Source organism: Streptomyces herbicida (assembly GCF_032656585.1).
In the GTDB taxonomy this organism is placed as follows: Bacteria; Actinomycetota; Actinomycetes; order Streptomycetales; family Streptomycetaceae; genus Streptomyces; species Streptomyces herbicida.
Genome location: NZ_JAUYWJ010000010.1, coordinates 172,974 through 190,380, shown reverse-complemented (window position 1 = coordinate 190,380; position 17,407 = coordinate 172,974). Strand labels below are relative to the sequence as shown.

General features: G+C 69.9%; 11 protein-coding genes. 5 read left to right on the top strand and 6 right to left on the bottom strand.

Annotation, left to right across the window (positions count from 1 at the left end; genetic code table 11):
• The first annotated feature begins 18 nt into the window (after positions 1–18).
• From Q8A52_RS22070 to Q8A52_RS22060, 3 genes are all read left to right on the top strand, one after another.
• A complete protein-coding gene (locus tag Q8A52_RS22070; protein ID WP_316754418.1) occupies positions 19–1,425 on the top strand; it encodes a hypothetical protein in 1,407 nt (468 codons plus the stop codon).
• A gap of 131 nt (positions 1,426–1,556) precedes the next feature.
• Positions 1,557–2,822 carry an AAA family ATPase gene (locus Q8A52_RS22065; protein ID WP_316754417.1) on the top strand — a complete coding sequence of 422 codons (1,266 nt, stop codon included), beginning with the start codon at positions 1,557–1,559 and terminating at the stop codon, positions 2,820–2,822.
• Positions 2,819–4,054 (top strand): vWA domain-containing protein, encoded by a 1,236-nt coding sequence (locus Q8A52_RS22060; RefSeq protein ID WP_316754416.1) that lies wholly within the window; start codon positions 2,819–2,821, stop codon positions 4,052–4,054. Before Q8A52_RS22065 ends, Q8A52_RS22060 begins: the two co-directional genes overlap by 4 nt.
• 76 nt (positions 4,055–4,130) lie before the next feature.
• Here Q8A52_RS22060 and sbnA read toward each other — a convergent pair whose 3' ends face one another.
• The 5 genes from sbnA to Q8A52_RS22035 are packed head-to-tail and all read right to left on the bottom strand — an operon-like array spanning position 4,131 to position 13,133.
• Positions 4,131–5,153, bottom strand: a complete 1,023-nt coding sequence (sbnA, locus tag Q8A52_RS22055; protein WP_316754415.1) for a 2,3-diaminopropionate biosynthesis protein SbnA — start codon at positions 5,151–5,153, stop codon at positions 4,131–4,133.
• Between the two features lie 37 nt (positions 5,154–5,190).
• Positions 5,191–6,261, bottom strand: a complete 1,071-nt coding sequence (gene sbnB / locus Q8A52_RS22050) for a 2,3-diaminopropionate biosynthesis protein SbnB (protein WP_316754414.1) — start codon at positions 6,259–6,261, stop codon at positions 5,191–5,193.
• A complete protein-coding gene (locus Q8A52_RS22045) occupies positions 6,258–7,262 on the bottom strand; it encodes a TauD/TfdA family dioxygenase (RefSeq protein WP_316754413.1) in 1,005 nt (334 codons plus the stop codon). Before Q8A52_RS22045 ends, sbnB begins: the two co-directional genes overlap by 4 nt.
• Before the next feature lie 38 nt (positions 7,263–7,300).
• A complete protein-coding gene (locus tag Q8A52_RS22040) occupies positions 7,301–10,564 on the bottom strand; it encodes a non-ribosomal peptide synthetase (RefSeq protein ID WP_316754412.1) in 3,264 nt (1,087 codons plus the stop codon).
• 13 nt (positions 10,565–10,577) lie between these two features.
• Positions 10,578–13,133: a Pls/PosA family non-ribosomal peptide synthetase gene (locus tag Q8A52_RS22035; protein WP_316754411.1), complete on the bottom strand. Its 2,556-nt coding sequence runs from the start codon at positions 13,131–13,133 to the stop codon at positions 10,578–10,580.
• A gap of 382 nt (positions 13,134–13,515) precedes the next feature.
• Here Q8A52_RS22035 and Q8A52_RS22030 point away from each other — a divergent pair, with 382 nt between their 5' ends.
• Both Q8A52_RS22030 and Q8A52_RS22025 read left to right on the top strand, forming a co-directional pair.
• A complete protein-coding gene (locus tag Q8A52_RS22030; RefSeq protein ID WP_316754410.1) occupies positions 13,516–14,619 on the top strand; it encodes a PP2C family protein-serine/threonine phosphatase in 1,104 nt (367 codons plus the stop codon).
• Positions 14,620–14,748: 129 nt separating this feature from the next.
• Positions 14,749–15,432, top strand: coding sequence for a hypothetical protein (locus Q8A52_RS22025; protein ID WP_316754409.1), 684 nt, complete (start codon positions 14,749–14,751; stop codon positions 15,430–15,432).
• Between the two features lie 64 nt (positions 15,433–15,496).
• Here Q8A52_RS22025 and Q8A52_RS22020 read toward each other — a convergent pair whose 3' ends face one another.
• The gene (locus tag Q8A52_RS22020; RefSeq protein ID WP_316754408.1) at positions 15,497–17,356 is read right to left on the bottom strand and encodes a M1 family aminopeptidase; all 1,860 of its coding nucleotides are present in this window, start codon (positions 17,354–17,356) and stop codon (positions 15,497–15,499) included.
• Positions 17,357–17,407: the final 51 nt, after the last annotated feature.

Sequence of the window (17,407 nt, the reverse complement as noted above, 5' to 3'; positions counted from 1 at the left end):
CGCGCAAGGTGAGTGCTGATGCTCACCCGGACCGCGAACGGGGATTCCCGTACTTCCTTCTGGCTGCGCGTGCGCGAGTTCGCCGTGCCGCCCTCCATGATCGAAACCGCGACCGCCCGCCGCCGAGCCGGTGATTGGGCCGGGGCGTGTGCCGCCGCGGGTATCGATGTCGATCTCGGTCTGCGTTCCGTGGCACGCACGCAGGGCCGGGACCTTGTCGCCCGACTCCGGGCCGATCTACGGCATTTGGCGCCGGACCTGTTGCGCTGGCACATGCCGAGGATCGCTCCCGACGGACTGCTGCGCCCTGGTCTGACCGTCGCACTGGCCCGGTACGACGCGGCGGGGAGAGACGGCCCGTACCCGGTGCACCTCGTGGCCCGTACTCCCCCGGCCTGGGCGGATGCCGGGCAGCGGATCAGCCTCACGCTGTGGGACGGGTCCCACGGCGAGCCGAGCGCCCGCCGCCATCCACACCCCCATCCCAGCCCCCGGTTCCGCCTCGACCTGCACCGCCACCTGTGGGACGCGCGCAGGAGCGATGAGTTGAGAGTCCGGTCCGGGTTCGACGGGCTGCCCTCGGGCAGTTCTCCCGGCGTGGACCCCGATCTGCTGGAAAGGCTGCCGCCGGACCGCAGTTGTGCCGTCCACCGGTGGGCGGCCGAGGCGGGAATCCTGCTTCACGACGAGGGTCGTCCGGCCGACTGCGGCGTGACGGTGCGGCTGGGCGGGCGGCATCGGCTGATGCTGGATCTGGTCGCGGACGGGCACGGTGTCGGGCCGCCCGGCCTGCGGATCGTGGCGGAGTCCGCGCGTGGCGGGGACTCCGGGCTGCCGGTCCTGCCCGACGCGGCGACCTGGGTGCCGCCCGACGTCGAGCTGCTCCGCGCGGGTCTGATCGAGGTCGATCAGCTGCACCCACTGGTCGCCTCGGCGCTGGTACCGGGCCGTGCACCGGTTGATCCGGTCCGTGACGCGGACCCGGCGGGACAGCCGCGCATCGTGGAGTGCCGGGGAGCTCAACACCGGATCGGTCTGGTCGACGGGGTCCTGGCCCCGCTGGACCACGACCCCGCCGAGGTCCGGCGGGAGGAGCTGCTGGCCGCGCTGGCCGGTACTCCGCTCCCCTGCCTACAGGCCATCGACGAGGCGCACCGTCATCCGGACTGCCTCACGGGCGTGCGTGAACGCCTCGACCACGGAGACACTGCCGGCGCGCTGGCCGTCGTCGAGGGGCTGCTGGGCCCCGACGCGGTGCTGCGCAGCGGCGCGTTGCGCGACGAACTGGAGACGGCCGCACGACGGCGGATCACCTACGGGCTGTTCAGGGCCGGCCTGATCGGACCGGGGCCCGACCGCTTCCGTCCGGAGCGCCCCCCTCCCCGTGGCCGCCGCTCGCACCCGCGCCACGCGATCGCTCGCTGACCCCGCACGCCGCCACTCGCCGACCCGTCACGCCACCACTGGCTGACCCACGCCACGCGGCCATTCGCTGCCCGAAGGACTCCGGTCCCGCTCACCCACACGTCTCACCACGCACCCAAAGGTGATCACACATGCCCTCATACAGCCCGTTCGTCATGACCGACTCGCTCTGCGACCCCACCCCCACCTCCCAACTCGACGTCGCCGGAGACTTGTTGGCGCTGCTGCGGGACACCACGACCGAACCGCGCCCCGACACCCAGCTGGAGGCGCTGACGCTGGCCGTGGCCGCCGACCTGCCCGTGCTGTTGTGGGGTGAGCCGGGCATCGGCAAGACCGCGGCCCTGACCCAGCTCGCCGAGGCCCTGGACCTGCCGCTGACCACGGTGATCGCCAGCGTGCACGAGCCGTCCGACTTCTCTGGGCTGCCCATCGTCGGGGACGACCCCGCCGAACAAGGTGTCCCGATGGCCCCGCCGGACTGGGCCGTACGACTGGTCCGGGCCGGCCGGGGGCTGCTGTTCCTGGACGAGCTGTCCACCGCGCCGCCGGCCGTTCAGGCCGCACTGCTGCGTCTCGTACTCGAACGCCGGATCGGCGCCCTGCGGCTGCCGCCCGGCGTCCGGATCGTGGCCGCCGCCAATCCGCGGTCCTCGGCGGCCGACGGCTGGGAGCTGAGCCCTCCGCTGGCCAACCGGTTCGTGCATCTGCAGTGGGCGCACGACCACGAGGTCGTGGTGCGCGGCCTCGGTGGGACCTGGCCCCGGGCGACCCTGCCCCGGCTCGATCCGCGGAGGCTGCCCGAAGCGGTCGACCTGGCCCGCCGTGCGGTGTGCGGGCTCCTGTCCGCCCGTCCCGCTCTGGTGCACCGGCTGCCCAGCAGTGAGACGCGCCGGAGCGGCGCATGGCCGTCGCCCCGGAGCTGGGACATGACGCTGTGTCTGATCGCCTTCGCAACCGCGGCAGGCTCCTCCCGAGAGGTACTTTCCCTCCTGGTCAGGGGCACGGTGGGGGACGGCCCGGGGCTGGAGCTGCTGGCCGCTCTGGACCGGTTGGACCTTCCGGATCCCGAGGTGCTGCTCGCCGATCCGGCGGGTGCCGAGCTGCCCGAGCGCGGGGACCGGCGCCAGGCCGCACTCGAAGGAGTGGTGGAGGCGGTCCGCAACCGCCCGGAGAAGGCCCGCTGGGACGCGGCATGGGCCCTGCTGGTCCGTGCGGTGGAGACCGGAGCCCCGGACCTGGTGGTCGTCCCCGCGACCACCCTCGCCTCGCTGCGGCAGCAGGACTGGGACGTACCGGAATCCATCGAGCGGCTCGCCGGGGTGGTGTCGCTGTCGCGGCGTGCGGACCACGCCACGGCACGGGCCGCCGCACTCACCTCGAAGGCGGGCCGATGACGACGGACACGCCGGGGACACTGGACTTCGACAAGCTCTTCGCCGCCCGGCTGCACGCCGCCCGGGTCCGGCCCTACTTGGCGACGGCACTGTTCGCCCTGCACCCCGTCGAGTCGCGGCAGGTGCCGACGATGGCCGTCGACCGGTACTGGCGGTGCTATGTCTCACCGGTGTTCGTGGACCGGATGCCGGTGGAGGAACTGGCCGGGGTCTGGGTGCACGAGGTGTCGCACCTGCTGCGCGACCATCACGCACGCAGCGACAGGGTCGCCCGGGAACGCGGGCTGACCGGTCCCGGGGAACGGCTCCGGATGAACATCGCCGCCGATCTGGAGATCAACGACGATGTGTTCGGCGACGGGCTGGTCCGCCCGGAAGGCGCTGTCCGGCCGAAGTCGATGGGGCTGCCCGACGGGGAGCTCATGGAGGACTACCTGCACCTGTTCCGGCTCGGGCCGTGGCTGGAGAACCTTTCCTGGCTGGACTGCGGCAGCGGTGCCGACGGGCTGGACCGGGAGTGGGACCTGGGTCCGGACGGCGCACACGGGCTGAGCGCGCAGGAGCAGGACGGCGTCCGGTTCCGGGTGGCGCAGGGCATCACCGGCCGTCCCGGCAACGCCCCGCAGGGGTGGCGGCGCTGGGCGGAGGAGGCGTTCCATCCGCCGCAGCCGTGGCGGGAGTTGCTGGGAGCCGCGGTCCGCTCGGCGGCGTCCGGCTCCGGCGCGGGCGAGGACTACTCGTACGGCCGGCTGGCGCGGCGCTCGGCCTCGGTGCCCGGCACTGTGCTCCCGAGCCTGAGGCGCATGCCGCCTCGGGTCTCGGTGGTCATCGACACGTCCGGGTCGGTCAGCGACGCCGAACTGGGCAGCGCGCTCCTGGAGGTCGCCGCGATCTCCCGGGCCGTGGGCGGCCGCCGCGACCTGGTCACCGTGCTGCCGTGCGACGCGTCGGCCCGGATCGTGCACCCGCTGTGCCGTGGTGAGGGCATACCGCTGATGGGTGGTGGCGGCACGGATCTGCGCACGGGCTTCGCCCGGGCCCTGCGCATCCGGCCGCGGCCGGATGTCATCGTGGCCCTCACCGACGGGCAGACCCCCTGGCCGGCGACACGTCCACCGTGCCGGACCGTGGTGGGTCTGTTCCCGCGCGCGCGGCCGTCGTGGGACGAGGACGATCCCGACTATGTGCCGGACTCACCACCCGCGTGGGCGCGGGTGGTCCACATTGGGTGAGTTCACGACGGCCCAGGTCCTGTCGTCAAACTCCCGTCGTCGGTCCGAAGGGCAGAAGGGAGTTTGACGACAGGGCCTAGGATCTGCGTCGGCGCGCCGACTCCGGCGAGACCGTCTTGGCCTTGCGGGAGGCGGTCAGCGCCTCGGAGTCGAGGATGTCGTCCCCGTACAGATCCTGGAGCCAGTTGATCTGGTAGATGGTGTCGAGATAGCGCTCGCCGAGGTCCGGCGCGATGGCCACCGCGGTGACGTCCCGGGTGTCGTGCCGGGTCAGCCAGTCGAGCGCGCCGCTCACCACGGTTCCGGTGGAGCCGCCGAACAGGAAGCCGCGTCGGGCCAGCCGGTGGCACATACGGATGGTGTCGGCCTCCTCGACCCGGATCACCTCGTCCACGTAGGCCTCGTTCAGCAGCGGCGGGCGCATGCTCATGCCCAGGCCCGGAATCATCCGGCGGCCCGGCTCCCCGCCGAAGGCCACCGAGCCCACGCTGTCGACGGCGACGATCCGTACCGGGCGGTGCCACCGCCGGAAGTAGCGGGCGCAGCCCATCAGGGTCCCGGTGGTGCCCGCCCCGATGAACAGCACGTCGAGCTGCGGGAATTGCGTGGCGATCTCCGGTGCCGTGGTGCGGAAGTGCGCCCGCCAGTTGCCCGGGTTGGTGTACTGACTGAGCCACACATACCGGTTGTCGGACGCGCACAGCGAACGGACGTAGTCGATCCGTTTGCCGAGGAAGCCGCCGTTGGAGTCGAGGTCGGCCACGATGTGCACCTCGCTGCCCAGTGCCTCCATCAGCAGCCGGGTGGACAGGTTGCAGCGGGAGTCCGTGACGCACAGGAACCGGTATCCCTTGCTCGCGGCGATCATGCTGAGCGCCACGCCCAGGTTTCCCGACGAGGACTCGACGAGGATCGAGTCCGGCGTCAGGATTCCCTCACGCTCGGCGCTCTCCACCATCTCGTTCGCGGCCTTCAACTTGATGGAGCCGGCGAAGTTGAAGCCCTCGCACTTCAAGTAGAGACACACCCCTAGGATCGACTCGAGGTCGACGTAGAGCCCGCCTTCGTTGAAGGCATGCGGCGCGGATATGACGGGCACTTGGGCCTCCTGGTGCCAGGGCCGACGAAGTGGGGTTTCAGCCGTACCGGCGCAGGTCGTGGAAGAAGTTGTCGATGAGGCGGAGTTGTCCCGCCCTGGCCACCTCGTCGTAGACGTACTTGCCGACGGCGAGGTCGAGTACGCCGAGTCCGAAGGGCGAGAAGATCACCGTCCGGTCGGCGGGCAGGATGTGCCGTGCGCACATGACGTCGTCGAGGGTGCCGTCGAGGAAGTCGCGGCTGCCGGTGAGCTGTTCGGCCAGATGCGGTGAGGTGTCCGCCTTCAGGCAGTGCTCGACGTCGTCGACGACGTTGGCCGAGGCGAGCAGGATCTCCGGGGCGAGGTCGCGCAGGGACACATGCAGAACCAGCGGGTGGTGCGCGAACCAGGCCTGGTCGGTGACGTGGGGTTCGCCGGCGACGGTGGCGAAGACCACCAGGTCGCTGGAGCGGATCAGCTCCTCGGCGGTGTCGTGGACCTGGACCTGTGCGGTGGTGCCGGCCTGTCGCAGGTAACCGGTGAAGCCGGCGGTGCTGTCGGCGGACACGTCGTACACACCGATCTGGTCGAACGACCAGCCGGTGCCGGCCAGGAAGGTGTGGATGTAACGGGCGATCAGACCCGTGCCGAAGAAGCCGATTCGGGTGGGGCGGGGCCGGCTGCGGCTGAGCCAGTCGGCTGCCAGTGCGGCGGATGCCGCGGTTCGCGTGGCGCTGATGATGGAGCTCTCCAGGCAGGCGAACGGGTAGCCGGTGTCGTGGTCGTTGAGGATGAGGACCGCGGACGCACGTGGCAGGCCTGCCGCCACGTTGTCAGGGAAGCTGGAGACCCACTTCAGACCGTCGACATGGTCCTCGCCCCCGATGGAGGCGGGCAGCGCGATGATCCGCGACTTGGGCCGGTCGGGGAAGCGCAGGAAGTACGACGGGGGGTTGACCGAGTCTCCGGCACCGTGCAGCCGGTAGGTGGCCTCCACGAGCTCCACGATCTCCTTCTCGCGGCCGGCGAGTGCCTGCTGCACCTGTGCGCCGGAGATCACCGCGAACGTCGGCGTCGTGGCCGGGTGGGACTTGGTCCGCCGGGTGGCGGGTGACAGTGTGTCGCTCATCGTCGGCTTGCCTCCGGGGTCGGGACGCAGTCGGTCAGGCGGCAGGGCTCGGCCATGCCGACCAGCACCTGACGTTCTCCGCCGTAGGGCTCTCTGCTGTGTGCGGTGCGAATGTTGTCCACGAGCATCAGGTCACCGGCCTGCCAGGGCTCGCGACGGGTGTGCTCCTCGTAGGTGGAGTTCAGGAGCTGGACCACGTCTTCGCCGATCGGAGTGTCGTCTCCGAAGCGGGTGTTGAACGGCAGCCCGTCGTCGCCGTAGACGTCCACGAGGTACTCGCGCACCTCCGGGGCCAGCGTCCACTCGTTGAGGAAGGCGATCTGGTTGAACCAGCAGCGCCGGCCGGTGACCGGGTGCCGCACCACGGCGCTGCGGCGCTGCCGGGTGCGCAGTGAGCCGTCGGGCTGCCAGGCGAAGTCGATGGCGTGGGCCCGGCAGTAGCGTTCCACGGCGGCGGGGTCGTCGGTGCCGAAGGACTCCGCGAGGGATGCCCCGATCTCGTCGTTGTAACTGCGGGTGAGCAGCCAGCCCTCGTGCTCGAACCGCTCGCTCAGTGTGCTGGGTAGCGCCTGGAGCACTTGCTCCGCGTCGGCCACCGCGGTCGCCCCGCCCTCGGCGGGCGCGGTCAGACACGCGAACAGCATCAGGCCGGGAACCTCGACGGTGTAACTCAGCTCGTGGTGCATGCACATCGGCTGGTTGGCCGGCCAGGTCGAGGAGGAGTACAGCCCCGGGCCGTACGCCTCTCGGGGGGCGAAGGCTTCTCGCTCCGTCATCAGACCGCCCGACAGGGCGGCGAAGACGGCGCCGACCTGATCCGTCTCGCGCAGTCCCAGGCCGCGGACGAGCAGCGCACCGTGCTCGGTGACCTGCGCGCGCACCGCCTCCCGGTACTCGGCCGCCCACCTCGCCGCGTCGCCGGGGGAATCGATGTGCAGGATCGGAGGTCTGTCCGGTTTCAGCTCCACGTCGAGTGGTGCAGCCAGCGGTGAGGACGACATCTCGGTTTCCCTTCGGTTGCCCGTCTGGGGCTGGAGGATCAGGAGGAGGTGAGCGATTCGGCTGCGCCCAGGACGATCTGTGCGGCTTCGGCCGGACGGGTGCGCAGGAAGTAGTGGCCGCCGTCGGCGAGCTCGTGCAGGTCCACGTGCTCGGCCAGCAGCCGCCAGTCGCGGTGCCGGTCGCGGGGGCCGGGCGTGTTCGGGTCGTCAGCGGCGATGACCACGGTGACCGGCGCGGCCAGCTTCACGGCCGGCGGGCGTTCCAGGGCGTCGGCGAAGTAGCGGTGTGCGGACACGCAGTCGTGACGGTAGGCGGCACCGATGTGCCGGGCGTGCTGGGCGTTCAGTTCCCCGAGCTCGGTGTAGCCGCCGTCGGCCGTCAGGTGGGCGGCGATCTCCGCGTCGCTGCGGCCGGTCAGCTCGTCCACGGCGGCGCGGCGGTCGGCGGCGGTGCCGAGCAGTTGCGCGCCGAGGAACACCCGGGAGACGTCGGTCCCTCGATCCTGCAGTCTCCTCGCCGTCTCCACGGCAAGGGCTGCGCCCGAGGAGTGGCCCCACAAGAAGACCCTGGCCGGGCCGAGCCTGGTGATCTCGGTGACGACCTGCTCCGCCACTTGGGTGAGCGCGGCGAATGGCTCTTTGTGGGCGGCCAGGTCATGACCGGGCAGCTCCACCGCGTAGAGCGCGGTCCCGCTGCCCGCCAGAGCGGTGGCCATCGGCTGGTAGTTGACCGCGTTGCCGCCCGCGTAGGGGAAGCAGACCAGGGCGCACTCCGGTACTCCGCCCGCGTCCGACAGCGGCTGGAGCAGTTCCGGGCGCTTCCGGCCGGAGCCGTCGAGGAGCGCGGCCAGGTCGGCGAGTACCGGGTGCCGGGTGATGTCCTTGAGGGACACCGCGCGGTCCAGGGCGATGGTGAGTTTCACCGCCGACAGTGAGGTGCCTCCGGAGTCGAAGAAGTGGTCGGTCCTGCCGATCCGTTCCTCGGGGACCCCCAGCAGTTCCGCCCAGGCGGCCGCCAGCTTCCGCTCGGTCGGGGTGAGGGCGGAGCGGTCGGGCGGCCCGGCGGCCTCGCTCTCGCCGGTCGGCTGTGTCTGTTCGGCGAGCGCGGTCAGAGCCTTCTTGTCGGTCTTGCCGTTGGGGGTCAGCGGCAGGCCGGACTGCCAGTGGAAGGCCGAGGGGACCATGTAGGCGGGCAGTGCCGCACCCAGCGCCTCGCGCAGTACCTCGGTCTCCTGACGGCGGCCGGTGTAGAAGGCGACGAGGTGCTTGCTCTGGTCGGCCCGCTCGGCGACGACCACGGCGCCGTCCCGTACCCCCTTCACCCGCAGGAGGGTGTTCTCGATCTCCCCGATCTCGATCCGGAAGCCGCGGATCTTGACCTGGTTGTCGCGCCGGCCGAGGAACTCCAGCTTGCCGCCGGGGTGCCAGCGCCCCCAGTCACCGCCCAGGTAGAGCCGCTCCCCCGGGAAGTACGGGTTCTCCCGGTACGCCTCGCGGGTCCGCTCGGGGTCGTTGACATACCCGCGCCCCACGCAGACACCGGAGAACGCGATCAGTCCCGGCGCGCCCAGCGGCACGAGCGACAGATGCTCGTCGACGACGTGGACGTGCACGTTGTTGACCGCCCGCCCCAGCAGCACGCGTTCGGGCACCTCTGTCATGATCTCGTGGTTGGTGTCGTCCGAAGTCTCGGTCAACCCATAGGCGTTGACCAGCTTGATGCCCGGCTGGATCGCGAACCAGCGCTGGACGAGCTCCCGTTTGAGCGCCTCACCGGTCACCGACACACATCGCAGGTCCGGCAGTTCCCGGGGATGCCGCTCGAGATACGACACCACCACTTCCAGGTAGGAGGGGACGACCTGCACCGCACGGGCCCGGCCGCGGACGATCGTGTCGAGGAACCGCTCGACGTCCACGATCGCGTCCTGCCCGACCAGCAGTGTCCGCCCGCCGACCAGCAGTGCGGAGATCAGCTGCCACAGGGAGATGTCGAAGCACTGCGGTGCCGTCTGCGCCACCACGTGCCCCTGGGCGATGTCCAGGTCGTCGATCTTGGCGTAGAGATGGTTGAGCATGCCCGCGTGTTCGCACATCGCTCCCTTCGGCTCGCCGGTGGAGCCGGAGGTGAAGTAGATGTAGGCCAGTTGATCGGCGGAGATCTCCAGCCCGAGGTTGCTGTCGGCATGCTGTTCCGCACAGGCCTCCTCGATGAGCAGCTTCTCGACTCCCGGCAGGCCGGCGAGGGCCTGGTCGAGGGTGTCGGTGCTGCCGGGCTCGGTCAGCACCAGCCGGCATTCGGCGCGCGAGAGGGTCGCCGTGATCCGGCCGGCCGGGAAGTGCGGCTCGATCGGCAGGTACACGCCTCCGGCTTTGAACACCGCCAGCACCGCGGCCAGCCAGTCGAGATTGCGTTCGGTGACCACCGCGACGACGTCTTCCCGGCCCAGCCCCCGCCGCAGCAGCGCCCGCGCCAGCCGATTGGCGCGCGCATTGAGCTCCGTGTAGGTCCATTCACGCTCGCCCTGGGCCGCCGCCACCGCCTGCGGATGCTCGCGCACACGCTGCTCGAACAGCTCGTGTGCCCGTCCCTCCGGGAGTCTGCGACGGGGACCGGCCAGCCCGTCGAGCTGCTCATGCACCTCGTCGTCCGACAGGAGGCTCTGCCGCGAGTGATCGGCATCGATGTCATCCGTCATCAACCGCAGCGCGGCCAGGTGATAACCCCCGATCCGGGCCGCGCACTCGGAGTCCAGCGTCTGGGTGCGGTACCGCAGCCGCACGAACAGCCGCCCGCCCTCGTCACACCAGGCGACTCCCAGTGCGGCCTCGTCGACCAGTCCGCTCTCGGCCCCCGCGGGATCGAACACGATCTCGTACGACGGTCCGGTCACCCCCAACTCCCGGCGCAGCTCGGTCACCGGGAAGTCACGGAACGCCAGCAGCTCGGCCTCGACGTGATGAGCACGCTTCACCAGCGCGCGCCATGTCCCCGGTGCCACGGTCAGCCGACAGGGCAGCGGGCCGCCCCGGGCCCCGGCGGCATAGCCGGTCACCACTTCGCGCTCACCGGACAGCGCGGCCAGCACCCTGGCATGGGCCGCCAGCAGCACCGCGCTCAGCGGGACCCCCGACTCCCGGGCAAGCCCGCGTACCGCCCGCGCCACGTCCTGCGGGACTGCGGCCTCGTACTCGGCCACTCCGGCCATCGACAGCCGGACCCACCGCGGTACGGCGGTAAAACCACCGGCGGTCAGCACACCGCTCCAGAACTCCCGGTCGGCTTCCACGCGCGCTCCCATCGAATGGCCTTCCTCAACTCATCGTCTTCGTGGCGCCGTTGGGCGCGGACAGGGCCGCTGCCGGGCCGATGCCACAGGACTGTTCGGAGGCGTCGGGCATGTCCACGGCGGGGTTGCCACCCCACCGTGCGTTCGGCGGGACTTCCTCGCCCTTCATGAGGAAGGAGTCGGCCGCCAGCACGGCACCGTCGCCCAACGTCACGCCGTAGTGCACATGGGAGCCGACGCCGAGCGTGCAGCCGGCACCGAGCGTCGTGGTGTCCGACTTGAAGGTGCCGTCCTCCTGCGAGTGGCACTGGATCTTGCTGCCGGCGTTCAGGGTGCACCCGTCTCCGATGGTGCTGAGCGTCCGCTCCGTCATGTAGCAGCCGTCGTCGAACACCCTGCTGCCGACGCGGGCACCGATCATCCGCCAGAACAGGGTCTTGAAGGGGGTCCCGTTGAAGATGTTCAGGTGCCGGTCCGGAACCTTCCACAGGCGCTCGTGCCACCAGAAGTACGGGTCGTAGATGGAGCACAGCTTGGGGCGCAGCGCGCGGAACGAGGTGATGCAGCGCTCCAGCAGCACGTAGTAGAGCGCTGTGAAGGCGAGTGTGCAGGCCAGATACATGGCGATCACCAGGTGTCCGAGCCAGCCGTACGCCTCGGCGGACTGCAGGGCGAACAGCGTGAGCGCGAAGGTGTAAAGCCAGCGCACGAACAGCATGAAGGCCATCGAGCGAAGGTTGTAGCGGTTCTTCGCGGCGAGACGGTGGCGCAGTGTGTCCCCGGTCCTGAGGTCGTCGAACCGTGAATCCCGCTCCACCGACCGGGGTATCTCGAAGCAGGGCGAGCCGAGAAGACCCACGCCCTCGCGGATCTCACCGTCGAGAGGAATCAACACCTTCGTCGCGAGGAGGCAGTTGTCGCCCGTTCTGCCGCCCGCCGGGTAGACGATGTTGTTGCCGAGGAAGTTGTGCGGACCGATCGATGCCCGGGACACCCGGAAGGACGTGCTGGAGAATTCCGCATTGGCGATGGAGAGCCCGTCGGCCACCATCGTTCCGCTGCCGACGGAAGCCAGGAACGGGGTCTCGTGCTGCACCTCGGTGCCGAAGTTCGAGCCCGTCTGCTCGACCTTGGACAGGTCGTACCCGAGTCCGCGGAGGTAGTACACGATGAAGGAGCTGTCGCCGAAGAGCCAGGCGAAGAACCTGATGTTCGTCATGCGCACCGTCGCCAGGTGCAGCGCGTAGTGAAATCCGTACAGGGGATAGACCTTGTCGGGCTTGATGGCCAGGGCCACCAGCCGAGGAACGGTGAACAGGGTGACGAGGCCGAGGACGACGAAGCCGAAGAACACCGCGAAGGACAGCGCCAGCGCGTCGCTGAGCAGTGATCCCGTCGAGAGTCGGGCCGAGTCCGGTCCCAGTCGTGAGCCGAGCGCCGGAACCAGGGTGAACAGCATGTACAGACCGCCGACGGCCAGCGGTATGTAGAGGAAGAACAGCTGGAACAGGGTGACCAGGCCGAACCAGACCCGGCGCGGGGTGCCGCACCTCGCGGGAGCGACCCTGACATGGTCGACCTCGGTGGGCTCCGCCGGGGATCCGTGCCAGCGCTCGCCGTCCGGGACCCTCTGACCGCGGTGCAGGGCGGAGGAATGACCGAGCTGCGCTCCGTCGCCCATCGACGTGTCGATGTCGAGGACCGTCTTCTCGCCGATGAACACGCCCCGGCCGAGGGTGACACTGCCGGTCTGGATACGACCCGCGTGGGCCCGGTAGCCGAGGAAGAACGAGTCCTTGCGGATCACCGTGCCGGCCCCGATGGTGAGCAGGTCGGTGCAGACCGGGACGGTGCGGGAGAGGATCGTGACTCCCTTGCCGACGCGTGCGCCGAGCGCCCGGAGGTACAGCACATACAGCGGATTCCCGACGAGGAAGACCATCGGATTGCCGTGGAGCAGTACCTTGACGAGCCAGAAACGCAGATAGGTCAGGCCCCAGACGGGGAACTCACGGTGTTTCCAGCGGCCGATGAGAATCCATTTGGCGGCGATCGGGAACCCGCACATCACCAGAAACCCGAGGCCGCCGAAGACCAGCGATCGCAGATAGATGTCGACCAGGCCCGAACCGGTCGCGATCCAATCGTAGCCGCGGGCGGTGACAAGTCCGAAGACCAGCGAGTACGCCAGGAAGAACAACAACTGGGCAGTTCCACACAGGACATAGGTCAGCCGGCTCGCCAACGTCACCGGCGTCGGGGCGGCCGGCTGCGCCGAAGGCTTCGAAGGGAGCGACGAGGCGTCAGGAGCGGTAACCGTCTCCTCCAGAGCCGCGGCGAGACTTTGAATCGTCGGGTTCCGATAGATGTCCTTCATGGACGCGGACGGCAGGTCGGGAATTTTCCTGACCCTCGCGCAGAATTGCGCCATCACCAACGAGTTGGCACCGAGGTCGTCGAAGAAGTTTCCATCGACCGGAACTCGCTCCACGCACGTGACGTCAGCCAGTACTTCAGCAAGTCTGTCGACGACTGACGCGGCCGGTCCGGATATATGGACCCCGGAGGACTGCTCGACCATCCGACCTCCCGGAGGACGTTTCCAACAAGGCATTGCGCCCGTTACTGATCACGGACCGTGGATTTCAGTTTCAGTCGATCACCGTGCGGGTGCCACTCCTGATCGATCGCAAGACGGGACGGCAGCGCGCGACAGGCCCGTGTTCCCTGGTTTCCGGCTGGGTCGGCAGTCCTCGCAGATCACCCGGATGGCGGTCCACGCATGCAGTCCGGACATGCCGTTGAGTGGAGCAATCTCCGGTGCGCCGTGGCCCGGCACAGGAGGCTGGCCTTTCTGTTGAGACCGTGTCCAGGAGTCCCGTGTGTGCAGGCTGCGTCAGTCGGACCGTCGTGCGTCCCGGACGGAGGCCGGCCCCCGGGCACCGAAGCCCGAGCCCGCGTGGATGCGCCGGCTTCCGGTCCTCTACGTCGTGGCCGTCCTGCTGCTGGAGCCCGTCACGCCCGTGGAGTGGCCGGTCAGTTTTGTGCTGGTCGCCCTGCCTCTGGTGGCCGCCTTCGCCCACGGACCCGCCGTTGTCGCCCTCACCACGGTGTTCGCCATCGCCTTCGAAGGGATCCTGGCCGGGACTCCGTGCTGCGCGGGCCGTGACGTCGGATACCTGTGGGACCGGCACTATGTGGCGGCCTACATCTGTACCGCCCTGGTGGGCACCCTGGGAACGATCCTGGCCGCCCACCGGATTCGACGGGAGCGGACCCTCGCCGATGTGCGCTTCGTGGCCGAGATGGCGCAACGCGTCCTGCTCAGACCGGTCCCGCACCGGATCGGTGACCTGGTACTGGAGAGCTTCTATCTGTCCGCCTCCGCGGAGGCGCGGATCGGCGGTGACCTCTACGAGGCCGTTCCCACCGTGCACGGCGTGCGACTGCTCATCGGCGACGTCCGCGGCAAGGGCCTGCTCGCGGTGGAGACCGCCGCCACCCTGCTCGGTGCGTTCCGGGAGGCCGCGCACGACGAACCGGACCTCCCCGCCCTGGTGGGCCGGGTGGAGACCAGCATGTCGCGCGGGGCCGAGCAGCTCCCCGGCAGCGATGTGGGCGAACGGTTCGTCACCGCCGTCTTCGCGGAGGTCCGCACCGACGAGCAGACCGTCCGCGTCGTCAACTGCGGCCATCCGCCACCGCTGCTCATCCGTCCCGACGAGGTACGCGAACTGGACCTGGGGCGGCCCTCTCCGCCCCTGAACCTCGGCGTGCTCGTCGGGGAGCCGTACCACGTCGACACCTACGCCTTCCGCCCCGGCGACCAGTTGCTGCTGTACACGGACGGAGTCACGGAGACCCGCGCCCCGGACGGCTCCTTCTATCCCCTCGTCGAGCGCGTCCGCGCCTGGGGTCCGCTGCCTCCCCGGGAGCTTCTGGAAAGGCTCCATCACGACCTGCTCGCCCACAGTGAGCACGGTCTGCAGGACGACACCGCCGCGCTCACCGCGTGCCTCCTGCCGGACGAGGGCAAAGAGTTCGCCCCGGCAACCGACTTGGGGTAAGTTCGCGATCTTCGGGAGCGCAGGCCCCGGAGTCCTCGAAAGCCCGGGTCCTTGACGAACTACGACCGGACCCCGGCGCGGTTGCGCCTAGATGCCGCACTGGCCGGCCCGGCGACCACCTTCCGGGGCATGACGGCCCATCCCGACGAGCACAACTGCGAGTGCCACTGGGGCAGCGCGGAGGAGCTCGCACAGCTCAAGGTGCCGGACGTGCCGCTGGACCCCGACCTCCTCGATCGCACCTGGGAGGCCATCGACTGGAGCGACCACGCGTCCGTGCTGCGCCGGATCCTGCCCCAGTTCGCCTCGGGCCTCGTCGACGGAAGTACCGAGCCCCGCTTCGGCATGGAGACGGCGGGACGTTCGTTCGCCCTCGGTCACTGGCAGCAGTGGCCGGCCCGACAGGGCGCGGCGGTGCGGGAGTTCCTCGTGGCATGGTGGACGTACACCCTGGTCGCCCCGGAGCCGGCCGTACCCGGGTACGAGGTCCTCGTGCTGTGCGCCGAGGCCTCGGGGGCGCTGACCCCTTGGCTGCGCCTGTGGGAGGCGTCGACCGGTCCCGTCGCCGACCGTCACCTTGCCGAAGCGGCGGCGCACTGGGAGTACGACCTGCTCGGTGACCAACTTCCGTGGTCCGCCTGGGAGAACGAGGAGGACATGCGCGCCGAGCTGACCGCCTGGCTGGTCCGCCATGCTCCGGCCCGGCTCCGCGGCCGCGACGGGTCCGAGGAACTCCTGCACCGCATACGGCTCCTCGGGCTCACCGGACCCGCCCGCTGGACGGACCCGCACTGGCCGGGCCACCGCTACTGAGGTCACGGCGCGAGTCGGCCGCGGGCGACGCCATGGGGCGCCGGCCGCGGCCGATCGCTCCGGGTCAGCCCTCGATGCGGTGCTGGGTCCAGAACGAGGTCAGGTCCGTGCTCGTGGCGGCCTGGGCGGCCGCCTTGAACTCGGCGGTGGTCGAGACGCCGTACCAGTGCGAAGTGGCGTAGTCCTTCAGGAACTTGGTCATGGCAGTGTCGCCGAGGACGCGTCGCAGGTCGTGCAGCGCGCACTTGCCGTAGCTGTAGACCACGGTGGAGTACCGGGACGAGTGGGCGTCCCAGTAGGCCATCGAGTTGGTGATCTTCTCGGCGGACGAGGCCCACGAGACACTGTTCCAGCAGTTGGTGCCGGTCTTGCCCAGTGCCAGGTCGGTGGCGTAGTCGGTGAACGCCTCGTCGAGCCAGGGGCTGTTGTACTCGTCGTCACCGACGATGCCGTACCACCACTGGTGACCGATCTCGTGGGTGAGTGCCGTGGTGCTGACCAGGTCGAGCACGAAACCCGGGTATTCCATGCCGCCGAACCAGAAGTTGTTGTCGATCACCGCGTCCAGTTCCCCGTACGGGTAGGCGCCGAATCGTGAAGCGTGGGCGTCCACGGCGGACTTGGCGGTGGTGAGCATCGACTGGGCGCTGGAGGAGCTGATGCCCGAGACGGAGTAGATGTTCACCGGGACTCCGGCCGTCGAGGTGCCGGAGATCTTGCTGAAGGGCCCGGCGGCCCAGGCGAAGTCCCGCACCTTGGTGGCCGTGGCGGTGGTGACCGTACGGCCGCTGGAGCCGGGGGTGTCGACCGATGTGCCGGTCGCCGGCACGAGCAGGCTGCTGGCGTGGTCGAGGGTCACCTTGAAGTCGGCTGCCAGCGAGTAGAACGACTCGCCGTTGTTGGTGTACGGGTCGAGGTGCCAGCCGGCCCCGTCCTTGACCGCGAGGACGGGCAGGGCGTTGCCGATGAAGCTGAAGGCCCCGTCATAACCGAAGCGGTCGGCGCCGCTGGGGACGGTGATGCCCAGGTCGAAGCCGATCGTGGCGCTCTGGCCCTGCGCCAGCGGCGACGACAGGTCGATCTTGAGAGCGGTGCAGGCGACGGAGAGGGCGCCCGCGGTGCCGCCGGTGACATTGCTGACGGTGATCGGCGGGGCCGAGCAGGTGCCGTGGTAGTTGTCCCACAGCCTCAGGTACACCTCGCTGAGCGCGGTGGAGGAGGCGTTGGTGAAGGCCACGCTCTCATGGCCGGTCCACACCGTGCCGCTGGTGTTGCTGCTCAGGCTGACCGTGTACGAGGGTGCGGCCGGGGTCCGGGTGGAGTCGGCCGGAGGTGTCGTGCCGCCGGAGGTGTCGAGGGCGATGTCGTCGAGGACGAAGCTCGTCTGCAGGCTGGAGTCCTCGGTGCCGGTGAAGGTGAGGCTCACGGTCTGGCCCGCGAACGCCGACACGTCGAACGACTTCTGCACATAGCCGGTGTTCTTGTTGAGGTTCGAGTACGTCGCCAGCGTGGTGGAGCCGATCTTCGCCGTGAGCTTGTCGTAGGCGATCGACGAGGTCGTCTCGGTGGTGTCGATGTGCAGCCAGAAGGTGAGGGTGGCGGTGCTGCACCCGGAGGGGATCGTGACGCTCTGCGAGAGCGTGTCGGTGTGGGTGCTGCCGACGCCGTTCAGCCAGGCGAAGCTGGTGCCGCCGTGGGCGGTCTGACCGCTGCGGCTGGTGATCACACCGGACGAGGACTGGGTCCAGGGCGAAGTCCCGCTCTCGAAGCCGCCGTTGGTGACGACCTGGGCCGGGGTGCAGGCGGCGGCACGCGTGGCTGTGGGCGATGAGGCGGCCGCCGGGATGGCGGGGAGTGAGACGGCGGCCAGTGCGGCGAGTGCGGCCGCGCCCGCGGCGACGGCCTTGTGGGGGGTCGATCTCACACGAAACTCCTTTGCGGCGGCCGGGATTCCGGCCTGCTCGGTGGCAGCCCC

Excerpts from the sequence above, each read along its gene's own strand:
- Q8A52_RS22070 (WP_316754418.1), top strand. The coding sequence starts at position 19 with ATGCTCACCCGGACCGCGAACGGGGATTCCCGTACTTCCTTCTGGCTG.
- Q8A52_RS22065 (WP_316754417.1), top strand. The coding sequence starts at position 1,557 with ATGCCCTCATACAGCCCGTTCGTCATGACCGACTCGCTCTGCGACCCC.
- Q8A52_RS22060 (WP_316754416.1), top strand. The coding sequence starts at position 2,819 with ATGACGACGGACACGCCGGGGACACTGGACTTCGACAAGCTCTTCGCC.
- sbnB (WP_316754414.1), bottom strand. The coding sequence starts at position 6,261 with ATGAGCGACACACTGTCACCCGCCACCCGGCGGACCAAGTCCCACCCG.
- Q8A52_RS22045 (WP_316754413.1), bottom strand. The coding sequence starts at position 7,262 with ATGTCGTCCTCACCGCTGGCTGCACCACTCGACGTGGAGCTGAAACCG.
- Q8A52_RS22040 (WP_316754412.1), bottom strand. The coding sequence starts at position 10,564 with ATGGGAGCGCGCGTGGAAGCCGACCGGGAGTTCTGGAGCGGTGTGCTG.
- Q8A52_RS22035 (WP_316754411.1), bottom strand. The coding sequence starts at position 13,133 with ATGGTCGAGCAGTCCTCCGGGGTCCATATATCCGGACCGGCCGCGTCA.
- Q8A52_RS22030 (WP_316754410.1), top strand. The coding sequence starts at position 13,516 with ATGCGCCGGCTTCCGGTCCTCTACGTCGTGGCCGTCCTGCTGCTGGAG.
- Q8A52_RS22025 (WP_316754409.1), top strand. The coding sequence starts at position 14,749 with ATGACGGCCCATCCCGACGAGCACAACTGCGAGTGCCACTGGGGCAGC.